At 70.9% G+C, this 18,921-nt stretch carries 16 protein-coding genes; 8 read left to right on the top strand and 8 right to left on the bottom strand.

Annotated features, from left to right (window positions below):
- Positions 1-79: 79 nt before the first annotated feature.
- The 4 genes from AC3AGO_RS16620 to AC3AGO_RS16635 all read left to right on the top strand — a co-directional run bounded on the left by AC3AGO_RS16620 (position 80) and on the right by AC3AGO_RS16635 (position 6,265).
- Positions 80-2,503 carry a SulP family inorganic anion transporter gene (locus AC3AGO_RS16620; protein ID WP_487820989.1) on the top strand — a complete coding sequence of 808 codons (2,424 nt, stop codon included), beginning with the start codon at positions 80-82 and terminating at the stop codon, positions 2,501-2,503.
- 132 nt (positions 2,504-2,635) lie between these two features.
- On the top strand, positions 2,636-4,603 hold the full coding sequence (gene acs, locus AC3AGO_RS16625) for an acetate--CoA ligase (RefSeq protein ID WP_487820990.1): 1,968 nt from the start codon (positions 2,636-2,638) through the stop codon (positions 4,601-4,603).
- Positions 4,604-4,853: 250 nt separating this feature from the next.
- On the top strand, positions 4,854-5,336 hold the full coding sequence (locus AC3AGO_RS16630) for a phage holin family protein (protein WP_487820991.1): 483 nt from the start codon (positions 4,854-4,856) through the stop codon (positions 5,334-5,336).
- Positions 5,333-6,265, top strand: a complete 933-nt coding sequence (locus AC3AGO_RS16635; protein WP_487820992.1) for an alpha/beta fold hydrolase — start codon at positions 5,333-5,335, stop codon at positions 6,263-6,265. Before AC3AGO_RS16630 ends, AC3AGO_RS16635 begins: the two co-directional genes overlap by 4 nt.
- A 301-nt stretch (positions 6,266-6,566) precedes the next feature.
- On the opposite strand, the gene AC3AGO_RS16640 is transcribed toward AC3AGO_RS16635, so the two are convergent.
- Genes AC3AGO_RS16640 through nth form a run of 3 tightly spaced genes read right to left on the bottom strand, consistent with a single transcriptional unit; the run spans position 6,567 to position 9,473 of the window.
- Complete coding sequence (locus AC3AGO_RS16640; RefSeq protein ID WP_487824684.1) at positions 6,567-7,766, bottom strand: MarP family serine protease; 1,200 nt, start codon at positions 7,764-7,766, stop codon at positions 6,567-6,569.
- Positions 7,767-7,779: 13 nt separating this feature from the next.
- Complete coding sequence (locus AC3AGO_RS16645) at positions 7,780-8,481, bottom strand: NUDIX hydrolase (RefSeq protein WP_487820993.1); 702 nt, start codon at positions 8,479-8,481, stop codon at positions 7,780-7,782.
- Positions 8,478-9,473, bottom strand: coding sequence for an endonuclease III (nth, locus tag AC3AGO_RS16650; RefSeq protein WP_487824685.1), 996 nt, complete (start codon positions 9,471-9,473; stop codon positions 8,478-8,480). The genes AC3AGO_RS16645 and nth overlap by 4 nt, the downstream gene beginning before the upstream one ends.
- Before the next feature lie 249 nt (positions 9,474-9,722).
- On the opposite strand from nth, the gene AC3AGO_RS16655 reads away from it, so the two are divergent.
- A complete protein-coding gene (locus AC3AGO_RS16655) occupies positions 9,723-10,397 on the top strand; it encodes a Crp/Fnr family transcriptional regulator (protein ID WP_345747449.1) in 675 nt (224 codons plus the stop codon).
- A gap of 122 nt (positions 10,398-10,519) precedes the next feature.
- On the opposite strand, the gene AC3AGO_RS16660 is transcribed toward AC3AGO_RS16655, so the two are convergent.
- The 4 genes from AC3AGO_RS16660 to sp36 form a co-directional block, all read right to left on the bottom strand.
- A complete protein-coding gene (locus AC3AGO_RS16660; protein ID WP_487820994.1) occupies positions 10,520-11,350 on the bottom strand; it encodes an MBL fold metallo-hydrolase in 831 nt (276 codons plus the stop codon).
- Positions 11,347-12,243: an NUDIX hydrolase gene (locus AC3AGO_RS16665; RefSeq protein WP_487820995.1), complete on the bottom strand. Its 897-nt coding sequence runs from the start codon at positions 12,241-12,243 to the stop codon at positions 11,347-11,349. Before AC3AGO_RS16665 ends, AC3AGO_RS16660 begins: the two co-directional genes overlap by 4 nt.
- A 146-nt stretch (positions 12,244-12,389) precedes the next feature.
- A complete protein-coding gene (locus tag AC3AGO_RS16670; RefSeq protein WP_487820996.1) occupies positions 12,390-12,857 on the bottom strand; it encodes a RidA family protein in 468 nt (155 codons plus the stop codon).
- Entirely contained in the window at positions 12,854-13,012 is a 159-nt protein-coding gene (sp36, locus tag AC3AGO_RS16675; protein WP_181768530.1) for a Sp36 family protein, read from the bottom strand. Before sp36 ends, AC3AGO_RS16670 begins: the two co-directional genes overlap by 4 nt.
- 44 nt (positions 13,013-13,056) lie before the next feature.
- On the opposite strand from sp36, the gene bagA reads away from it, so the two are divergent.
- Together bagA and bagB are read left to right on the top strand one after the other, a co-directional pair.
- Entirely contained in the window at positions 13,057-14,037 is a 981-nt protein-coding gene (gene bagA, locus AC3AGO_RS16680) for an ATPase BagA (RefSeq protein WP_487820997.1), read from the top strand.
- Positions 14,034-15,470, top strand: a complete 1,437-nt coding sequence (gene bagB, locus AC3AGO_RS16685; RefSeq protein ID WP_487820998.1) for an ATPase BagB — start codon at positions 14,034-14,036, stop codon at positions 15,468-15,470. Before bagA ends, bagB begins: the two co-directional genes overlap by 4 nt.
- 391 nt (positions 15,471-15,861) lie before the next feature.
- On the opposite strand, the gene AC3AGO_RS16690 is transcribed toward bagB, so the two are convergent.
- The gene (locus tag AC3AGO_RS16690; RefSeq protein WP_487820999.1) at positions 15,862-16,194 is read right to left on the bottom strand and encodes a WhiB family transcriptional regulator; all 333 of its coding nucleotides are present in this window, start codon (positions 16,192-16,194) and stop codon (positions 15,862-15,864) included.
- 414 nt (positions 16,195-16,608) lie between these two features.
- Between AC3AGO_RS16690 and AC3AGO_RS16695 the strand changes: the two genes are divergently transcribed.
- On the top strand, positions 16,609-18,840 hold the full coding sequence (locus tag AC3AGO_RS16695; protein WP_487821000.1) for a transglycosylase domain-containing protein: 2,232 nt from the start codon (positions 16,609-16,611) through the stop codon (positions 18,838-18,840).
- Positions 18,841-18,921: the final 81 nt, after the last annotated feature.

Below are 18,921 nucleotides of genomic sequence, written 5' to 3' on the forward strand. Positions count from 1 at the left end.
TACGCGGCATTACTCTTCATTTACCGATGCTTGAGCGTAGCCAGACGGTCACGCACCGTGCCGCCGCGAAGGAGACACGATGTCCGCCTGTGCCCCTGTTCGCACCCCCGCCCATTCCACGGGCCGGGCTCCGCGACCCGAATCCCCGCACCGCTCCGGGCAGCGCCCGGAAGCGGGCGGTCCCGACGACGAGCACCGGGCGGACCGCCGTTCGGTGCTCGCGGGGGACCTGTCCGCCTCTGTCACTGTCTTTCTCATCGCCATCCCGCTCTCGCTCGGGCTGGCGATCGCCGTCGGGGCCCCGCTGCAGGCGGGGCTCGTGGGGGCCGCGGTCGGCGGGATCGTCGTCGGCCTGCTGGGCGGCGCACCGCTCCAGGTCAGCGGCCCCTCGGCCGGGCTGACGGTGGTGACGGCCCAGCTGATCCAGACGTACGGATGGCGCACCACCTGCGCCATCACCGTGCTGGCCGGCGTCGTCCAACTCGGCCTGGGCGTCCTGAGGGTGGCCCGTACGGCGCTGGCCGTCAGTCCCGCGATCGTGCACGGCACGCTGGCGGGTATCGGGATCACGATCGCGCTGGGCCAGCTCCATGTGGTGCTCGGCGGGCAGCCCGAGGGGGACGCGGTCGCCAATCTGCTGGCGCTGCCGGGGCAGTTGGCGCATCCGCGGCCGGCCGCCGCCGCTGTCGGCGCGCTGACCGTCGCGGTGCTGCTGGTGTGGCCGCGGCTGCCGGGGCGGGCGGGCAGCTGGGCCCGGCGGGTGCCGGCGGCGCTGGTCGCGGTGGTGGTGGCGACCGCCGTCGCGGTCGTGGCCCTGCCGGACGTACAGCGGGTGCATCTGCCCTCGTGGGGCAGCCACGTGCTGCCGGGCGAGCCGCACGGGCCCGTACTCGGCCTGGCTGCCGCCGTATTGACGGTCACTCTGGTCGCCAGCCTGGAGTCGCTGCTGTCGGCCGTCGCCGTGGACAAGCTCGCGGCGGACCGGCCGGGCCCGGGCGTACCGCGGGCCGATCTCGACCGGGAGCTGCGCGGGCAGGGCATCGCCAACGCGGTGTCCGGGGTGCTCGGCGGGCTTCCGCTGTCCGGCGGCGCGGTGCGCGGTTCGGCCAACGTACGGGCGGGGGCGCGGACTCGGGCGGCCACCGTGCTGCACGGCGTGTGGGTGGCACTGGCGGCGCTCTTCCTGGTGGGTGCGCTGGAGTCGATTCCGCTGGCCTCGCTGGCCGCGCTGGTGATGGTGGTCGGCATCCAGATGGTCAGCTACGCGCACATCAGGAACGTGCACAGGAACCGCGAGTTCCTCGTGTACGCGGTGACGGTCGCCGGCGTGGTGCTGGTCGGCGTGCTGGAAGGGGTGGCGCTCGGGGTCGCCGTGGCCGTGGCGACGGCGCTGCGCCGGCTGACCCGTACGCGCATCACGCACCACACGGAGCAGGACGACGGACATCGGCTGCGGGTGCGCGGCCAGTTGACGTTTCTCGCGGTGCCGCGGCTGAGCCGGGCGCTGAGTCAGGTACCGGAAGGAGCACGCGCGGTGGTGGAGTTGGACGGGTCGTTCATGGATCACGCGGCGTACGAGACCCTGCAGGACTGGCGCGCCGCGCACACGGCGAACGGCGGCCAGGCGGAGATCGCCGACCGCGGGGGGCAGCGGCTGGCCGAGCCCTCCTCGTCGCACAGCTGCACGCCGTGGATCCCCTGGCGCAATCACCAGTGCACCAAGCCGCAGGCTCCCCACGGGCCCACAGTGCAGTCGTATCCGCAGGCCTCACCGGCGGAGACGGAGCACACGCACGCGCACACGCAGACCGTGCGCCGGGGTCAACTGCTCGGCGGCGTGCGCAACTTCCAGCGGATCACGGCACCGCTCGTACGGGACGAGCTCGCGCGGCTGGCGGAGGAGGGGCAGCAGCCCTCCCAGCTCTTTCTGACCTGCGCCGACTCCCGGCTGGTCACCAGCATGATCACGTCCAGTGGGCCGGGCGACCTGTTCACCGTGCGGAACGTGGGCAACCTGGTGCCGCTGCCCGGGGAGGAGTCCGGGGACGAGTCGGTCGCCGCTGCCATCGAGTACGCCGTGGACGTGCTGCGGGTCGAGTCCATCACCGTGTGCGGGCATTCCGGCTGCGGCGCGATGCAGGCGCTGCACACGTCCACGGGTGAGGACGGCGGCTCCCCGCTGCGCCGCTGGCTGCGGCACGGCAGGCCGAGCCTGAACCGGCTGCGGCTGCCCGGGTCCGTGCTGCCACATTTTGCGGACCGTGGCGTCAAGGACGAGATCGAAGAACTGTGCCTGAGCAACGTGGTGCAACAACTGGAGCACCTGGGCGCGCACGACTGTGTGGCCCGGCGGCTGCGGGACGGTTCACTCGAACTGCACGGCATGTATTTCGATGTGGCCAGCGCACAGGCCTATGTGATGGATGGAGCCGCCCCCGTGGAGCCCGCCGGGCAGCGGCCGGTCTTCGTCCCGGTGCACCCCGACGTACGGGAGTCCGCCTAGTCTTTGCGAACTGATCACTTCGCAAAGGGCTTTGGTCTACACCTCTTTACCGAGTGGCCCTTGTCACGGGGGCGTGCCTGCTGATGAGCTATGGCTCGGGACACAACTGACGCCCTGGGAATGGGAGATGTCGTGAGCAACGAAAGCCTGGCCAATCTGCTCAAGGAGGAGCGGAGGTTCGCACCTCCCGCCGAACTGGCGGAGCACGCCAATGTCACGGCGAAGGCGTACGAGCAGGCGAACAACGACCGGCTGGGCTTCTGGGCCGAGCAGGCGCGCCGCCTGAGCTGGGGTACCGAACCGACCGAGACGCTCGACTGGTCGAACCCGCCCTTCGCCAAGTGGTTCGCCGACGGCAAGCTCAACGTCGCGTACAACTGCGTCGACCGGCACGTCGAGGCGGGCAACGGCGACCGGATCGCCGTCAACTTCGAGGGCGAGCCCGGCGACTCACGGGTCCTCACCTACGCGGACCTCCAGCGTGAGGTCTCCAAGGCCGCCAACGCGCTGACGGAGCTGGGCGTGCAGACCGGCGACCGGGTCGCCATCTACATGCCGATGATCCCGGAGACGGTCGTCGCGATGCTCGCCTGCGCGCGTATCGGCGCTCCGCACTCGGTGGTGTTCGGCGGCTTCTCAGCCGACGCGCTCGCCGCCCGGATCCAGGACGCCGACGCCCGCGTCGTCATCACCGCCGACGGCGGCTACCGCAAGGGCGCCGCGAGCGCGCTGAAGCCGGCCGTCGATGAGGCGCTGACCAAGCCGGGCACCGAGGACGTGCGCAACGTGCTGGTGGTCAAGCGGACCGGCCAGCAGGACATCGACTGGACCGACGGGCGCGACCTGTGGTGGCACGACGTCGTCGACCGGCAGAGCGAGCAGCACACGCCGGAGCAGTTCGACGCCGAGCACCCGCTGTTCATCCTCTACACCTCCGGCACCACCGGTAAGCCGAAGGGCATCCTGCACACCACCGGCGGCTACCTCACGCAGGTCGCCTACACCCACAGCGCGGTCTTCGACCTCAAGCCGGAGACCGACGTCTTCTGGTGCACGGCGGACGTCGGCTGGGTGACCGGGCACTCGTACATCGTGTACGGACCGCTCGCCAACGGTGCCACCGAGGTGCTGTACGAGGGGACGCCCGACTCGCCGCACAAGGGCCGCTGGTGGGAGATCGTGCAGAAGTACGGCGTCACCATCCTCTACACCGCGCCCACCGGCATCCGCGCCTGCATGAAGTGGGGCGACGACATCCCGGCGAAGTACGACCTGTCGTCGCTGCGCATCCTGGGCTCCGTCGGTGAGCCGATCAACCCGGAGGCCTGGGTCTGGTACCGGCACCACATCGGCGCCGACCGTACGCCCATCGTCGACACCTGGTGGCAGACCGAGACCGGCGGCATCATGATCAGCCCGCTGCCGGGCGTCACCGAGACCAAGCCCGGCTCGGCGCAGACGCCGCTGCCCGGCATCTCGGCCACGGTCGTCGACGACGAGGCGAACGAGGTGCCCGCCGGCGGTGGCGGCTACCTGGTGCTGACCGAGCCGTGGCCGTCCATGCTGCGCACCATCTGGGGCGACGACCAGCGCTTCCTCGACACGTACTGGTCGCGCTTCGAGGACCGGTACTTCGCGGGCGACGGCGCCAAGAAGGACGACGACGGCGACATCTGGCTGCTCGGCCGGGTCGACGACGTGATGCTGGTGTCCGGCCACAACATCGCCACCACCGAGGTCGAGTCCGCGCTGGTCTCGCACCCGAAGGTGGCCGAGGCGGCCGTCGTCGGCGCCACCGACCCGCAGACGACCCAGTCGATCGTCGCCTTCGTGATCCTGCGCGGCACCGCCAATGCCGAGGACGAGGGGCTGGTCGAGGAGCTGCGCGCGCACGTCGCCAAGCACCTCGGCCCGATCGCCAAGCCCAAGCGGATCCTGCCGGTCGCGGAGCTGCCGAAGACCCGCTCCGGGAAGATCATGCGGCGGCTGCTGCGGGACGTCGCGGAGAACCGCTCGCTGGGCGACGTCAGCACGCTGACCGACTCGTCCGTGATGGACCTGATCCAGGACAAGCTGCCGTCGGCGTCCAGCGAGGACTGACCGCGAGCGGCACACCGCGTACGCAGGCGAGGGGCACCCGGGACATCCGGGTGCCCCTCGTCCGTCGCGGCTCCTCCGCACCGGCCCGCGCGGTGCGCCGTCCCGGGTACGCGATGACACCGCAGACTTGCCGAAGTGGCCACCGGCCGGTACGTGACGGACGATGATCCGGCATGCTGATGTGTCCCAGGGTTACGGGCCCGTACGAGTGCGGTCCGTGACGAGGCGTCAAGAGAAGAGGGAGATAGCGATGAGCGCAGCCGACGACGGCCGCAGCCTCGGCCAGCTGGTCGCCGCGGCCACGGCAGAGATGTCCGCGCTGGTGCACGACGAGATCGCGCTGGCCAAGGCCGAGATCCGGCAGGACGTCAAGCGAGGGCTGTTCGGCAGCGGGGCGGCGATCGTGGCGGGAGTGCTGCTCCTCTTCTCACTGCCGGTGCTGAGCTTCGCCGCCGCGTACGGCATCCACAACCTGGGGCTCGGGCTCGCCTGGTCCTTCCTGATCGTGGGCGGCGCCTACATCCTGCTGGCGCTGATCCTGCTGGTGCTGGCAGTGCGGAAGTTCAAGAAGATCGAGCCGCCGCGGAAGTCCATCGACTCGGCCAAGCAGACGGCGTCCGTACTGTCGAACGTCAAGCCGCACCCGCGGGCCGCCTCGAACGGGGAGCTCCCGAAGTCCGAGGGGCGGGCCGACGTTCCGTCGGGCGCGCATGTGTCACGCTCGACCGTATGACGCTCCCCGAAAACTCCGCGACAGTCGTCCGCCCGGAAGGTCCCTGGACGCACCGGGATGTGGCGGCGAACGGAGCGCGTTTCCACATCGCGGAGATGGGTGACGGGCCGCTGGTGCTGTTGCTGCACGGGTTCCCGCAGTTCTGGTGGACCTGGCGGCACCAGCTTCCGGCGCTCGCCGAAGCGGGATACCGGGCCGTCGCGATGGACCTGCGCGGGGTGGGCGGCAGCGACCGCACGCCCCGCGGCTACGACCCGGCGAACCTCGCGCTGGACGTGACCGGTGTCATCCGCTCGCTCGGCGAGCCGGACGCGGCGCTGGTCGGGCACGACCTCGGCGGCTATCTGGCGTGGACCGCCGCGGTGATGCGGCCGAAGCTGATCCGCCGGCTCGCGGTGTCCTCGATGCCGCACCCGCGGCGCTGGCGCGCCGCGATGCTCGGCGATCCGCGGCAGACCCGGGCCTCCTCGTACATCTGGGGATTCCAGCGGCCGTGGGTGCCGGAGCGTCAGCTGGTCGCGCACGACGGGGCGCTGGCCGGACAGCTCATCCGGGACTGGGCCGGGCCCGGCGGCGACCAGCCCGACGACAAGGCGGTCCGGCTGTACCAGCGGGCCGTGTGCATCCCCTCCACGGCGCACTGCTCGATCGAGCCGTACCGCTGGATGGTGCGCTCCATGGCGCGGCCCGACGGCATCCAGTTCAACCGGCGGATGAAGCTGCCGGTACGGGTGCCGACGCTGCATCTGCACGGCTCGCTGGACCCGGTGCTGCGCACCCGGAGCGCCGCGGGCTCCGGGGAGTACGTCGAAGCGCCGTACCGCTGGCGGCTGTTCGACGGGCTGGGACACTGGCCGCACGAAGAGGACCCGGAAGCCTTCACGGCAGAGCTGATCAGCTGGCTGCGGGACCCGGAACCGGACCGTTAGCCGCACAGGCGGAAACCCGCCAGCTGTACGACGAACATCTGGCCGTAACGTGCCCCGAGCATAGGCCGATTGGCGTCGTCGGACGTGGTTATCGACCTTGGGGTGCGGGCACATTCCGCTGTATGGGCTGGACGCACGACGACCGTGACCTGGCACGTCATCGCGGCACTCTGAGGAATCAAGTGCCCGCGCAACGCTCGGGGAGTGACCACCCCCCGCAGTCCGCACCCGGAATTCCGCGGCTGTTGCGGCGCCGGGCGCGGTGGTTCGGCGCGAAACTGCGGCATACGCGCAACTGACGTCACATCGCGCAGCTCTGGCTGTCGACCGGACGGTCGGCGGTGCGGCCCTGTGCGATGTCCTTGCGCACCTCGTCCGCTGTCAGGGCGTAGCCGGTCGCGGTGTCGTCCAGGGACTTGGCGAAGATGACGCCGTACACCTCACCGCCGGGCGTGAGCAGCGGGCCGCCCGAGTTGCCCTGCCGGATGGTCGTGTAGAGCGAGTAGACGTCGCGCTTCACCGTGCCGCGGTGGTAGATGTCCGGGCCGTTGGCCTCGACGCGGCCGCGCACGCGCGCGGAGCGCACGTCGTACGCGCCGTTCTCCGGGAAGCCCGCGACGATGGCGTCGTCGCCGCTGCCCGCGTCCGAGTCGGTGAACCGCAGGGCGGGCGCGGACAGTCCGGGCACTTCCAGGACGGCGATGTCGCGCCGCCAGTCGTACACCACGACCTTCGCCGCGTACCGCCGGCCCTGGCCGCCGATCTGCACCGTGGGCTCCTTCACGCCGCCGACGACGTGCGCGTTGGTCATCACCCGCTGCCGGCCGAACACGAAGCCGGTGCCCTCCAGGGCCTTGCCGCAACTGGGCGCGTTCCCCAGCACCTTGACGATGCTGCGCTGGGAGCGGGCCGCGACGGGGTCGGTGGCGAGCTTCGGGTCGGGGGCGCGGACGTCGGTGATCGGCTCGTTGGAGAACGGGGTGAAGGCCTGCGGGAGGCCGTTCTGTGCGAGGACGGACGAGAAGTCCGTGAACAGCGTGTCGGCCTGAGGGGGCATCAGCCGGGAGACGCCCTGCAGGACCTGGGAGCCGCGGACGGCCTTGCCCAACGTGGGCAGCGACGTACCGGCGACGGCCGCGCCGATCAGCCAGGCGACCAGCAGCATCGCGAGCACGTTGACCAGCGCGCCGCCGGTGGCGTCCAGCGCGCGGGCGGGCGACCAGGTGATGAACTGCCGCAGCTTGTTGCCGAGATGGGTGGTGAACGCCTGGCCCACGGACGCGCAGACGATGATGATGACCACGCCCGCGATGACGCCGAAGGTGCCGGGCGGGGCGTCGTCGGTGAGCTCTCCCCACAGGAGCGGCAGCCCGAGGATCGCCACGAGGCCGCCGCCGAGGAACCCGATGACCGACAGGATGCCGACGACGAAACCCTGGCGGTAACCGACGACGGCGAACCACACGGCAGCCAGCAGAAGCAGTATGTCCAGCACGTTCACGGAAGTCACCGTCTCATGCGTGCCAGTCGAGCGGGACGGTCCTGTCCCTGTCCCAGGGCCGCTCCCAGCCCGCGTGATGAAGTATCCGGTCGATCACGCCGGCGGTGAAACCCCAGACGAGGGCGCCGCCGACGGTGAACGCCGGGCCGGTGTGGCCCGACGGGTGACGGGCCGTCGCGCGGTGGGCCGGATCGGTGAGCTCGGAGACGGGGACGGTGAACACCCGGGCGGTTTCCGCCGGATCGACCGGCGCGACCGGTGACGGGCTGCGCCACCAGCCGAGCACGGGCGTCACGACGAAGCCGCTGACGGGGATGTAGAGCGCGGGGAGCTCCGCGAACACCTGCACGCCGGACGGGTCGAGGCCGGTCTCCTCCTCGGCCTCGCGGAGCGCGGCGCGGATCGGGCCCTCGCCGCGCGGATCGCCGTCCTCCGGGTCGAGGGCGCCGCCCGGGAAGGACGGCTGGCCCGCATGCGAGCGGAGGCTGGACGCCCGCTGTATCAACAGCAGTTCGGGCCCTCGCGGGCCCTCGCCGAAGAGGACGAGGACGGCGGAGGGACGGCCCGCTCCGTCCTCGGGCGGCAGGAACCGGCTGAGCTGACGCGGCTCGACCGTACGCGCGGTCCGGGCGACGGGCTCCAGCCAGGCGGGCAGACCGAGGCCGTTCACCTCGACGGTGCCCTCGCCGTCCGCGGAGGAACGGGCACCCGTCATGAGGCGGCCCCGGTGGGGCTGTTGGCAGCTGTTCCGTTGCCGCCGAGCGGCGGGGCCGGGCGGCCCGGGTAGTCGGCCGGGGGCTTGAGGCGCTGCCCCGGCTGACCGCCCATCTCGTACTTGAGGAGCTTCTTGGCCTTCTCGGGGTCGGTCTCCCCCTCGCCGTACGCCGGGCAGATCTCGGCGATCGGGCAGGCGCCGCAGGCCGGCTTGCGGGAGTGGCAGACGCGACGGCCGTGGAAGATCGTGCGGTGCGAGAACATCGTCCACTCGCTCTTCGGCAGCAGCTCGCCGATCTCGGCCTCGACCTTGTCGGGGTCGGTCTGCTCGGTGAGATTCCAGCGGCGGACGAGCCGGCCGAAGTGGGTGTCGACGGTCAGGCCCGGCACGCCGAAGGCGTTGCCCAGCACGACGAAGGCCGTCTTGCGGCCGACGCCGGGCAGGGTGACCAGCTCGTCGACGGTGCCGGGGACCTCACCGCCGAAGTTGTCGCGGAGGCCGGCCGAGAGGCCGAGCAGGGACTTGGCCTTGGCGCGGAAGAAGCCGGTGGGCCGGATCAGCTCCTCCAGCCGCTCCGGCTCGGCCGCCGCCATGTCCTCGGGCGTCGGATACGCCGCGAACAGGGCGGGAGTCGTCTGGTTGACCCGCAGGTCGGTGGTCTGCGCGGAGAGAACGGTGGCCACGAGGAGCTCGAAGGAGTTCTCGAAGTCGAGCTCGGGGTGCGCGTAGTAGTAGACCTCGGCCAGCTCCCGGTTGATACGGCGGGCGCGGCGGACCCGGGTCAGCTGCGACTCGGGCTTCGCGGCGGACTTCTTCACCGTGGTCTTCGCTGCGGCCTTCTTCGGCGCGGCCTTCTTCGCGGGCGCCTTCCCGGTCGCGGTCTTCTCGCCTGCGGACTTCTTCGCTGTCGCCTTCGTCACCGCACTCTTTTTCGTGGTGCTTTTCGCCGCCTTTGACCCAGTTGCCGGTTTCGCGGGGGCGCGTTCGCCCACAGCGGAATCTCCCGTCTCCGTCACCCGCCCGGCCCCTTTCTCCGTGCGCTCACCGGGGTATTGAACACTCGGCAAGACTAAGGGGGACCACCGACATTCGCCCCGTGCGACGGCAAACGACGGCCCGATCGGCCCCCTGCCTTAGGGTGTCCGGGCCGAGTGCGTCAAACTTGTGACTGATCGCACTGTTTTACCGTCCGGCATCATGGGAGCGACGCACCCATGGGCAGGTCGACAAGGAGAGAACTCGTGGACGACGTTCTGCGGCGCGCCCCGCTCTTCGCGGCGCTCGATGAGGAGCAGGCCGCTGAGCTGCGTGCCTCCATGACGGAGACGACGCTCGCCCGCGGCGAGACCCTGTTCCACGAGGGCGAGCCGGGCGACCGGCTGTACGTGGTGACCGAAGGGAAGGTGAAGCTGCACCGCACCTCCCCGGACGGCCGGGAGAACATGCTGGCGGTGCTCGGACCCGGCGAACTGATCGGCGAACTGTCGCTGTTCGACCCCGGCCCGCGTACGGCCACGGGGTCGGCGCTGACCGAGGTGAAGCTGCTCGGTCTCGGGCACGGCGACCTCCAGCCCTGGCTGAACGCCCGGCCCGAGGTGGCCTCCGCGCTGCTGCGGGCGATCGCCCGGCGGCTGCGGCGCACCAACGACTCGATGTCCGACCTCGTGTTCTCCGATGTGCCGGGCCGGGTGGCGAAGCAGCTGCTCGACCTCTCGCGGCGCTTCGGCGTGCAGTCCGAGGAGGGCATCCACGTGGTGCACGACCTGACGCAGGAGGAGCTCGCCCAGCTGGTCGGCGCCTCCCGCGAGACGGTCAACAAGGCGCTCGCCGACTTCGCCGGCCGGGGCTGGCTGCGCCTGGAGGCGCGGGCGGTGATCCTGCTGGACATCGAGCGGCTGGCCAAGCGCTCGCGCTGACCCCGCACGCCCCGGCGGCACACGAGGCCGGGGCAGGGCGGCAGACAGCCGCACACAGACGCGTAAGGGGCGCCCTCCGAGGAGGGCGCCCCTTACGCGTTCCCGTTTCGCGGGCGTGCCCTTCAGATGAGGCCGTGCTCGCGCAGGTAGTCCAGCTGGGCGCGGACGGAGAGGGCTGCGGCCGGCCAGAGGCTGCGGTCGACCTCCGCGTAGACGTGCGCGACGACCTCGTCGACCGAACGGTGGCCGTTCTCCACGGCCGTCTCGACCTGGGCGAGGCGCTTCGCGCGGTGGGCGAGATAGAAGTCGACGGCGCCCTGGGCGTCGTCGAGCACAGGGCCGTGGCCCGGCAGCACGGTGGACACCCCGTCGTCGACCGTCAGGGAGCGCAGCCGGCGCAGGGAGTCCAGGTAGTCGCCGAGCCGTCCGTCGGGGTGGGCGACCACTGTCGTGCCGCGGCCGAGGACCGTGTCGCCGGTCAGTACGGCCGCGTCGGCGGGCAGATGGAACGAGAGGGAGTCCGCCGTGTGGCCCGGCGTGGGCACCACGTGGAGCTCCAGCCCGCCCACGGTGACCACGTCGCCGGCCTCCAGGCCCTCGTCGCCGAGCCGCAACTCCGGGTCCAGGGCGCGTACCTGTGTGCCCGTCAGCTCCGCGAAGCGGGCGGCGCCCTCCGCGTGGTCCGGGTGGCCGTGGGTGAGCAGGGTCAGTCCGACACGTCTGCCGTCCTGTTCGACGGCGTCGATCACCGTTCGCAGATGCCCGTCGTCCAGCGGGCCCGGGTCGATGACGACGGCGCGGGAGGAGTCCGGCTCGGAGACGACCCAGGTGTTGGTGCCGTCCAGGGTCATGGCGGAGGGGTTCGGCGCCAGGACACAACGCGCGCGGGCCGTGCCCATGCCGCTGATGGCCCCGCCGCGGGGCTGTCCGGGGAGGAGGGCGGCGTCGGTCATGCGGATCCGCTTTCGTTCCGTGCGATCGTCTTCGTGAACTCGTCGTGCCCGGGCCAGCTCAGGACGATCGCGTCGCCGTCCATCCGGGCCCGCGCGAGCACGGGCTCGAGGTCCCGGCCGCCGGCGGCCGCGAGGGCTTCCGCGACGGTCCCGTACAGCCCGAGGTCGCGCAGGGTCGCGATGGTGGGCGGCATCATCAGCAGCTCGCCCCTGTCGTAGCCGGCGGCAGCGTCGGCGGGGCGGGTCCACACGGTGCGGTCGGCCTCCGTGGAGGCGTTCCTGGTGCGCTGTCCCTCGGGGAGGGCGGCGACGAAGAACCAGGTGTCGAACCGCCGTTGCTCGAATTCCGGGGTGATCCAGCGCGCCCAGGCGCCGAGCAGATCGCTGCGCAGGACGAGCCCGCGCCGGGCGAGCATGCCGGCGAAGGACAGTTCGCGGGCGACGAGCGCCGCTCTGTCGGCTTCCCAGTCCTCGCCGGTGGTGTCGGCCACGATCCGCGAAGCGTCCGGCCCCGCGAGCAGCACGCCCGCTTCCTCGAACGTCTCCCTGACGGCCGCGCAGACGATCGCCTGGGCCGTGGCCTCATCGGTGCCGAAACGGTCCGCCCATTCCGTACGGGACGGGCCCGCCCAGCCGAGGTCCGCCTGTTCGCTCTCGTCGCGCCGGTCGACGGAGCCGCCCGGATACGCGTACGCGCCCCCGGCGAAGGCCATGGAGGCGCGTCTGCGCAGCATGTGGACGGCTGGGCCGTCGTCCGTGTCCCGCAGCAGCATGACGGTGGCCGCCCGCCGCGGCGTCACCGGAGTGAGCTCGCCCGCGGCGAGGGCCCGGATGCGCTCCGGCCATTCGGGCGGATACCACTGGCCGTTGGAGCCGTTCGTAGAGGACGACATGGGCGGATGCTACGGGGCCTCGCCGTGATGTTCGAGAGTCCCCGGCACGCCGGCCCACGGTCCCGGTCCCGGCCGGCCCGTGTGAACTCCTCGCAGGAGCCCGGCGGGACAGTCCGGCGGCCCGGAACGGTCCGTCAGCCGGCGGTTCAGTCCGTCAGCTCGACCTGGATCTCGACCTCGACGGGCGAGTCCAGCGGCAGCACCGCGACGCCCACCGCGCTCCGCGCGTGCACGCCACGGTCGCCCAGCACCTCGCCGAGCAGCTCGCTCGCACCGTTGATCACGCCCGGCTGGCCCGTGAAGTCGGGGGCCGACGCGACGAATCCGGTGACCTTGACGACCCGGGCGATCCTGTCGAGATCGCCGGCGAGCGATTTCACGGCGGCGAGCGCGTTGAGCACGCAGCGGCCCGCGAGCTCCTTGGCCTCCTCGGGGGTGACCTCGCCGCCGACCTTTCCGGTCGCCGGCAGTTTGCCGTCCACCAGCGGCAGCTGGCCCGCCGTGTAGACGTACGGGCCGGTGCGTACCGCGGGTACGTAGGCGCCGGCAGGTGTCGCCACCTCCGGCAGCGTCAGGCCGAGCTCGGCGAGCTTGGCCTCGGCCGTTCCGCTCACTGCTTCTCCCGCTTCAGGTAGGCCACCAGCTGCTCGGAGTTGTTCGGGCCGGGCACCACCTGGACGAGCTCCCAGCCGTCCTCGCCCCAGGTGTCCAGAATCTGCTTCGTCGCGTGTACGAGCAGCGGCACGGTCGCGTATTCCCACTTCGTCATGGTGCCGAGCGTAGCCCGTCGCCATGGTGGTTAGGCTCCGGGGCGTGAGCAGGCTGCATGTTGTCACGGGCAAGGGCGGCACCGGCAAGACCACGGTCGCCGCCGCACTCGCACTGGCGCTCGCGGAGGAGGGAAAGCGCACGCTGCTCGTCGAGGTCGAGGGCAGGCAGGGGATCGCGCAGCTCTTCGAGACCGAGGCGCTGCCGTACGAGGAGCGCAAGATCGCGGTCTCGCACGGCGGAGGGGAGGTGTACGCACTCGCGATCGATCCGGAGAAGGCGCTGCTCGACTACCTCCAGATGTTCTACAAGCTGGGCGGTGCCGGGCGCGCGCTGAAGAAGCTCGGCGCCATCGACTTCGCCACGACCATCGCGCCGGGTCTGCGGGACGTCCTGCTGACCGGCAAGGCGTGCGAGGCGGTGCGCCGGAAGGACAGGAACGACCGGCGCACGTACGACGCCGTGGTCATGGACGCACCGCCCACCGGACGCATCACGCGCTTCCTCGGCGTCAACGAGGAAGTGGCGGGGCTGGCGAAGGTCGGTCCGGTGCACAACCAGGCACAGGCCGTCATGCGGGTCCTCAAGTCCCCCGAGACGGCGGTCCATCTGGTCACGCTGCTGGAGGAGATGCCGGTCCAGGAGACGCTCGACGGGGTGGCCGAACTGCGCGGGGCCGGACTGCCGGTCGGTGCCGTCCTGTTGAACATGGTGCGCCCGCACGTACTGGACGAGGGGCAGCTCGCCGCGGCGGGGCGCCGCCGGGACGAACTGGCCGGGGCACTGGCCGACGCGGGCCTCGGACACACCGACCAGCTCGTCGGACCGCTGATCGACCAGGCGCACGAGCACGCGGAACGCGTCACGCTGGAGCGCGAGCAGCGGGCCGAACTGTCGAAACTGGGCCTGCCCATGTACGAACTGGGGCTGCTCGGCGAGGGGGTCGAACTGGCCGGCCTGTACGAACTGTCGGCCGTCCTGCGTGCAGCGTGGCAGTCGTTCGAGGGGCAGAAGGAGGCGTCATGACGCTCGATCCGGAAGCACGGCTGGACATCGACCCGCTGATCGACGACCCGCGTACCCGGATCGTCGTGTGCTGCGGGTCCGGCGGGGTCGGCAAGACGACGACGGCCGCCGCGCTCGGCCTGCGTGCCGCGGAGCGCGGACGGAAGGCCGTGGTGCTCACCATCGACCCGGCGCGGCGGCTGGCGCAGTCCATGGGGCTGACCGAGCTGGACAACACGCCGCGCAGGGTGGCGGACGCGGACGAGTCCGCGGGTGGCGAACTGCACGCCATGATGCTGGACATGAAGCGCACCTTCGACGAGATCGTCGAAGCGCACGCCGACCCGGAACGGTCCCGCGCCATTCTGAGCAACCCCTTCTACCAGTCGCTCTCCGCGGGCTTCGCCGGCACGCAGGAGTACATGGCGATGGAGAAGCTGGGGCAGCTGCGGGCCCGCGACGAGTGGGACCTGATCATCGTGGACACCCCGCCGTCCCGGTCCGCGCTGGACTTCCTGGACGCGCCCAAACGGCTCGGGTCCTTCCTGGACGGGAAGTTCATCAAGCTGCTGATGGCGCCGGCGAAGGTCGGCGGCAAGGCCGGGATGAAGTTCATGAACCTCGGCATGTCCGGGCTCTCGCTGTTCACCGGCGCCCTCAACAAGCTGCTGGGAACGGGCCTGTTGACGGACGTGCAGACGTTCGTGGCCGCGATGGACTCCATGTTCGGCGGCTTCCGCACCCGCGCCGACGCCACGTACCGGCTGCTGCAGGCGCCGGGCACCGCGTTCGTGGTGGTGGCGGCGCCCGAGCGGGACGCGCTGCGCGAGGCGGCGTACTTCGTGGAGCGGCTGGCCGCCGACCGGATGCCGCTGGCCGGACTGGTCCTCAACCGCGTGCACGACAGCGGCGCTTCGCGGCTCAGCGCGGAGCGCGCACTGGCCGCCGCGGAAAATCTTGAGGAAGTCGGGAACGGCCGCATTGTGGATCTAGACCACGGGAAGGGTGAGGGGCACGACGGTCCTCCGGCCGCTCCCGAGGGCGACTCTCCCCGCCCGGCCGGTACCCGTCGGACAGCCGAGCACGCCACCACGGCAGACAGTGCCGCCACCGCGGCCGACAGCACAGGCGCTACGAAGGACAGCACCTCCACCGTCACCACGGACAGCACGGTCTCAACTGACGGCGCGCACACAGCGGACAGCGCGGCACACGAGCTCGCCGCGGGTCTGCTGAGGCTGCATGCCGAGCGCATGCAGCTGCTCTCCCGGGAGCGGCGCACGCAGGACCGTTTCACCTCGCTGCACCCGGAGGTGCCGCTGGCAGAGGTGACGGCCCTGGCAGGCGACGTCCACGACCTGGCCGGCCTGCGCACCATCGGTGAGCGGCTGGCGGGCGACGCACGTGACGCGCCCGGCGACAGCAGCTCCGGCAGTGACGGAAGCGCGGCGTAAGTCGGCAGCGGAACGGCCAAGTCGCCCCGCGGACGGGCGGGGTGACGCCTGGTCGGCCACGAGCCGACACGCGCGGCGGACCGGCGCGTACGGCGTGACGGACGCGTACGGCGGACCGAAACGTACGGCGTGACAGCCGGGGCGGACGACGAGGCGAGGCGCTGTGGCGCAGCACTGAGCGACGCGGCACACGGTCCCCGTCACGCGGCCTTGCGGCGTGCGACGTCGGACTGTGGCGCGTAACGCCAGGCTGTGCGGCGGCTCGTGCGGCGACGGCCGGGCGCGTACGAGACGGCGCACGTACGACTGCGCACGTACGGCAGTGCACAGACGGGTGTGCGCGTACGGCCGCGACGGCCGGCTGACGCAGCGGTCCCGGGGCCCGGGACCCCTATCCCACCTTGGCGTATTCCGTCTCGTCGAAGTCCACGGGCAGCACTCCCGTGTCCCGCTCGTATTCCGAGCGGGCCGTCTCCAGCAGGCGGCGCCAGGACGTGACGGTGGGCCTGCGGCGCAGCAGTGCCCTGCGCTCGCGCTCCGTCATGCCGCCCCAGACACCGAACTCGACACGATTGTCGAGGGCGTCGGCGAGGCACTCGGTGCGCACCGGACATCCGGTGCAGACCGCCTTGGCGCGATTCTGCGCCGCCCCTTGCACGAACAGTTCATCCGGATCGGTAGTGCGGCAGGCTGCCTGCGCACTCCAGTCGGTTACCCAGCTCATAGCCGGTGCCGTCCTCTCCCGAATCGAGGCTCCCCCACGGCGGCGAACGGCATATTCACCGTTGCCAGTTGAGGACGTTACGGAAGGCAGGCAGGGTGCAACACCCCCGTCGGGCCCAATCTTGAATGGCCCGAACGGACTATGCGTGCGCAGCGGATCACCCAACGGAGTGAGCGACCGGCAAGCGGGACTTTTCTGGCATGGCAGGGCACTTCAACCAGGTCTATGCCAGTCAACTGCCCGATATCTCTTGTCACATCACAGCAAGTCGGGCAGCTCTCAACACTCACACGAGTGAGCCATCAGGCACTAAAGGACCCACAACCGCGGAGCGGCCGTGGGGTGGTGAATGGCCGACAGCCTAGGCGAACAGGTGGCCCCCTGTCCGGGGAATCGACACGTAGGCTGCCCCTCATGGGTAAGAAGGGCTCGGGCGGAGGGCTGTCACGGCCGCAGCAGGCCGCAAAGTTCATCGGTGTCAGCGTGCTGGCCGGGGTGGTGCTGGCCGGGATCGCCCTGCCGGCGGCCGGCGGTCTGGGGCTGGCGGCCAAAGGCACGGTCGAAGGCTTCGACGAGATCCCGACGGATCTCAAGCATCCACCGCTCAGCCAGCGGACCAGCATCCTGGACAAGGACGGCGGGGAGATCGCCAAGGTCTATTCGCGGGACCGTACGGTCGTCGATCTCAAGGACATGTCGCCGTACCTCGGCAAGGCCGTCGTCGCCATCGAGGACGCCCGCTTCTACCAGCACGGCGCCGTCGACATGAAGGGCGTGCTGCGCGCGCTGAACCGCAACGCGCAGTCCGGGCAGGTCTCCGAGGGCGCCTCCACGCTCACCCAGCAGTACGTGAAGAACGTCTTCGTGGAGGAGGCCGGCGACGACCCGGACAAGGTCGCCCAGGCCACCCAGCAGACCATCGGCCGCAAGATCAATGAGCTGAAGTACGCCATACAGGTCGAGAAGCAGCTGGGGAAACGTCAGATCCTGGAGAACTACCTCAACATCACGTTCTTCGGGCAGCAGGCGTACGGCGTGGAGGCCGCCGCCCAGCGGTACTTCTCCAAGCCGGCCAAGGAGCTCTCCCTGGAGGAGTCGGCGCTGCTCGCCGGCATCGTCCAGTCGCCCAGCAGGTACGACCCGCTGAACGACGAGGAAGAGGCCAAGAAGCGGCGGAACACGGTGATCAGCCGCATGGCCGACCTGAAGCAGATCTCGCCGCAGCAGGCCGAGCAGGCCAAGCGGACGCCGATCCGGCTGAACGTCAGCAAGCCGGAGAACGGCTGCATCACCTCCGCGAAGGGCGCCGGCTTCTTCTGCGACTACGTGCGCCAAGTGGTGCTCAACGACGACGCGTTCGGCGACACGCGCGAAGCGCGGTCCAAGCGCTGGAACCGCGGCGGCCTCACGATCCGCACGACGCTCGACCCGGACGCGCAGCAGTCCGTGCAGGACTCGGTGCAGCAGCACGTCAACTCGTCCGACGACGTGGCCTCCGCGGTCTCCCTCGTGGAGCCCGGCACCGGGAAGATCCTCGGGATGGGCCAGTCCAGGCCGTACGGCTTCGGCAAGAACCAGACGCAGATCAACCTGTCCGTGGACGGCGGCATGGGCGGCGGTGCGGGCTATCAGCCCGGCTCCACCTTCAAGCCGGTGATCGCGGCGGCGGCGCTGGACCAGGGCATGAGCCCGTACAAGCAGTACCCGGCGCCGTACAAGATGCAGTATCCGGCGCCCGTGCAGACCTGCAAGGGGCCCTGGAACGGCAGCGCTCCGGTGGAGAACGAGAACCGCAGCGAGAAGGGTCCGTACCGGATGAAGGAGGCGACCGCGAAGTCGGTCAACACCTACTTCGTCTCGCTGATCAGCGACACCGGCGTCTGCCCGGTCACCAACATGGCCAAGCGGATGGGCATTCAGCGCGCCGACGGCAAGAAGATGGACCAGGTGCCGTCCATCAGCCTCGGTACGCAGGAGATGTCGCCGCTGACCATGGCCGAGGGGTACGCGACACTCGCCAACCGCGGCGTGCACTGCACCCCGGTCGCCATCGAATCGATCACCGACGCGCAGGGCAAGCGGCTCCCGGTGCCGAAGACGAAGTGCAACCGGGCGATGAAGGAGAAGACGGCGGACACCGTCAACTCCCTGCTGCGCGGCGTCGTCGAGGACGGTACGGGCAAGAAGGCCGGGCTCAGCGGGCGGGACAGCGCGGGCAAGACCGGTACGACGGACCAGCGGTACGCCGCGTGGTTCGTGGGCTACACGCCGAACATGTCCGGCGCGGTCTGGGTCGGCGACCCGGCGCACCGGCGGCAGATGACCGACATCACGATCGGCGGCCAGACGTACGACAAGGTCTTCGGCGGCGAGGTGCCGGGGCCGATCTGGCGGGACGCGATGACGGGTGCGCTGGCCGACAAGCCGGCCGCGAGCTTCCACGACGTACCGATCAAGGACGACTCGCGCGGCGGCAAGAAGCGGGGCAACGGCGGGCGCGGCGGCACGGCCGACAACAAGCCGCCGGAGAACGACGACAGTCCGTGGCCCGACATCTCGCTGCCGCCGGGGCTCATCGGCGGCGGTGACGGTGGGGACGGCGGCGGGAACGGCAACGGTGGCCAGGGCGGCGGCTGGGACCGATAGCCCGCCGACCGGGCCAGACCTTGGGCAACCGGACGTAAGTAAGGGGCGCTCTCCTCTGAGAGCGCCCCTTACTCGTGTGCC

The sequence above is a fragment of the Streptomyces sp. BL1 genome, from assembly GCF_057628045.1.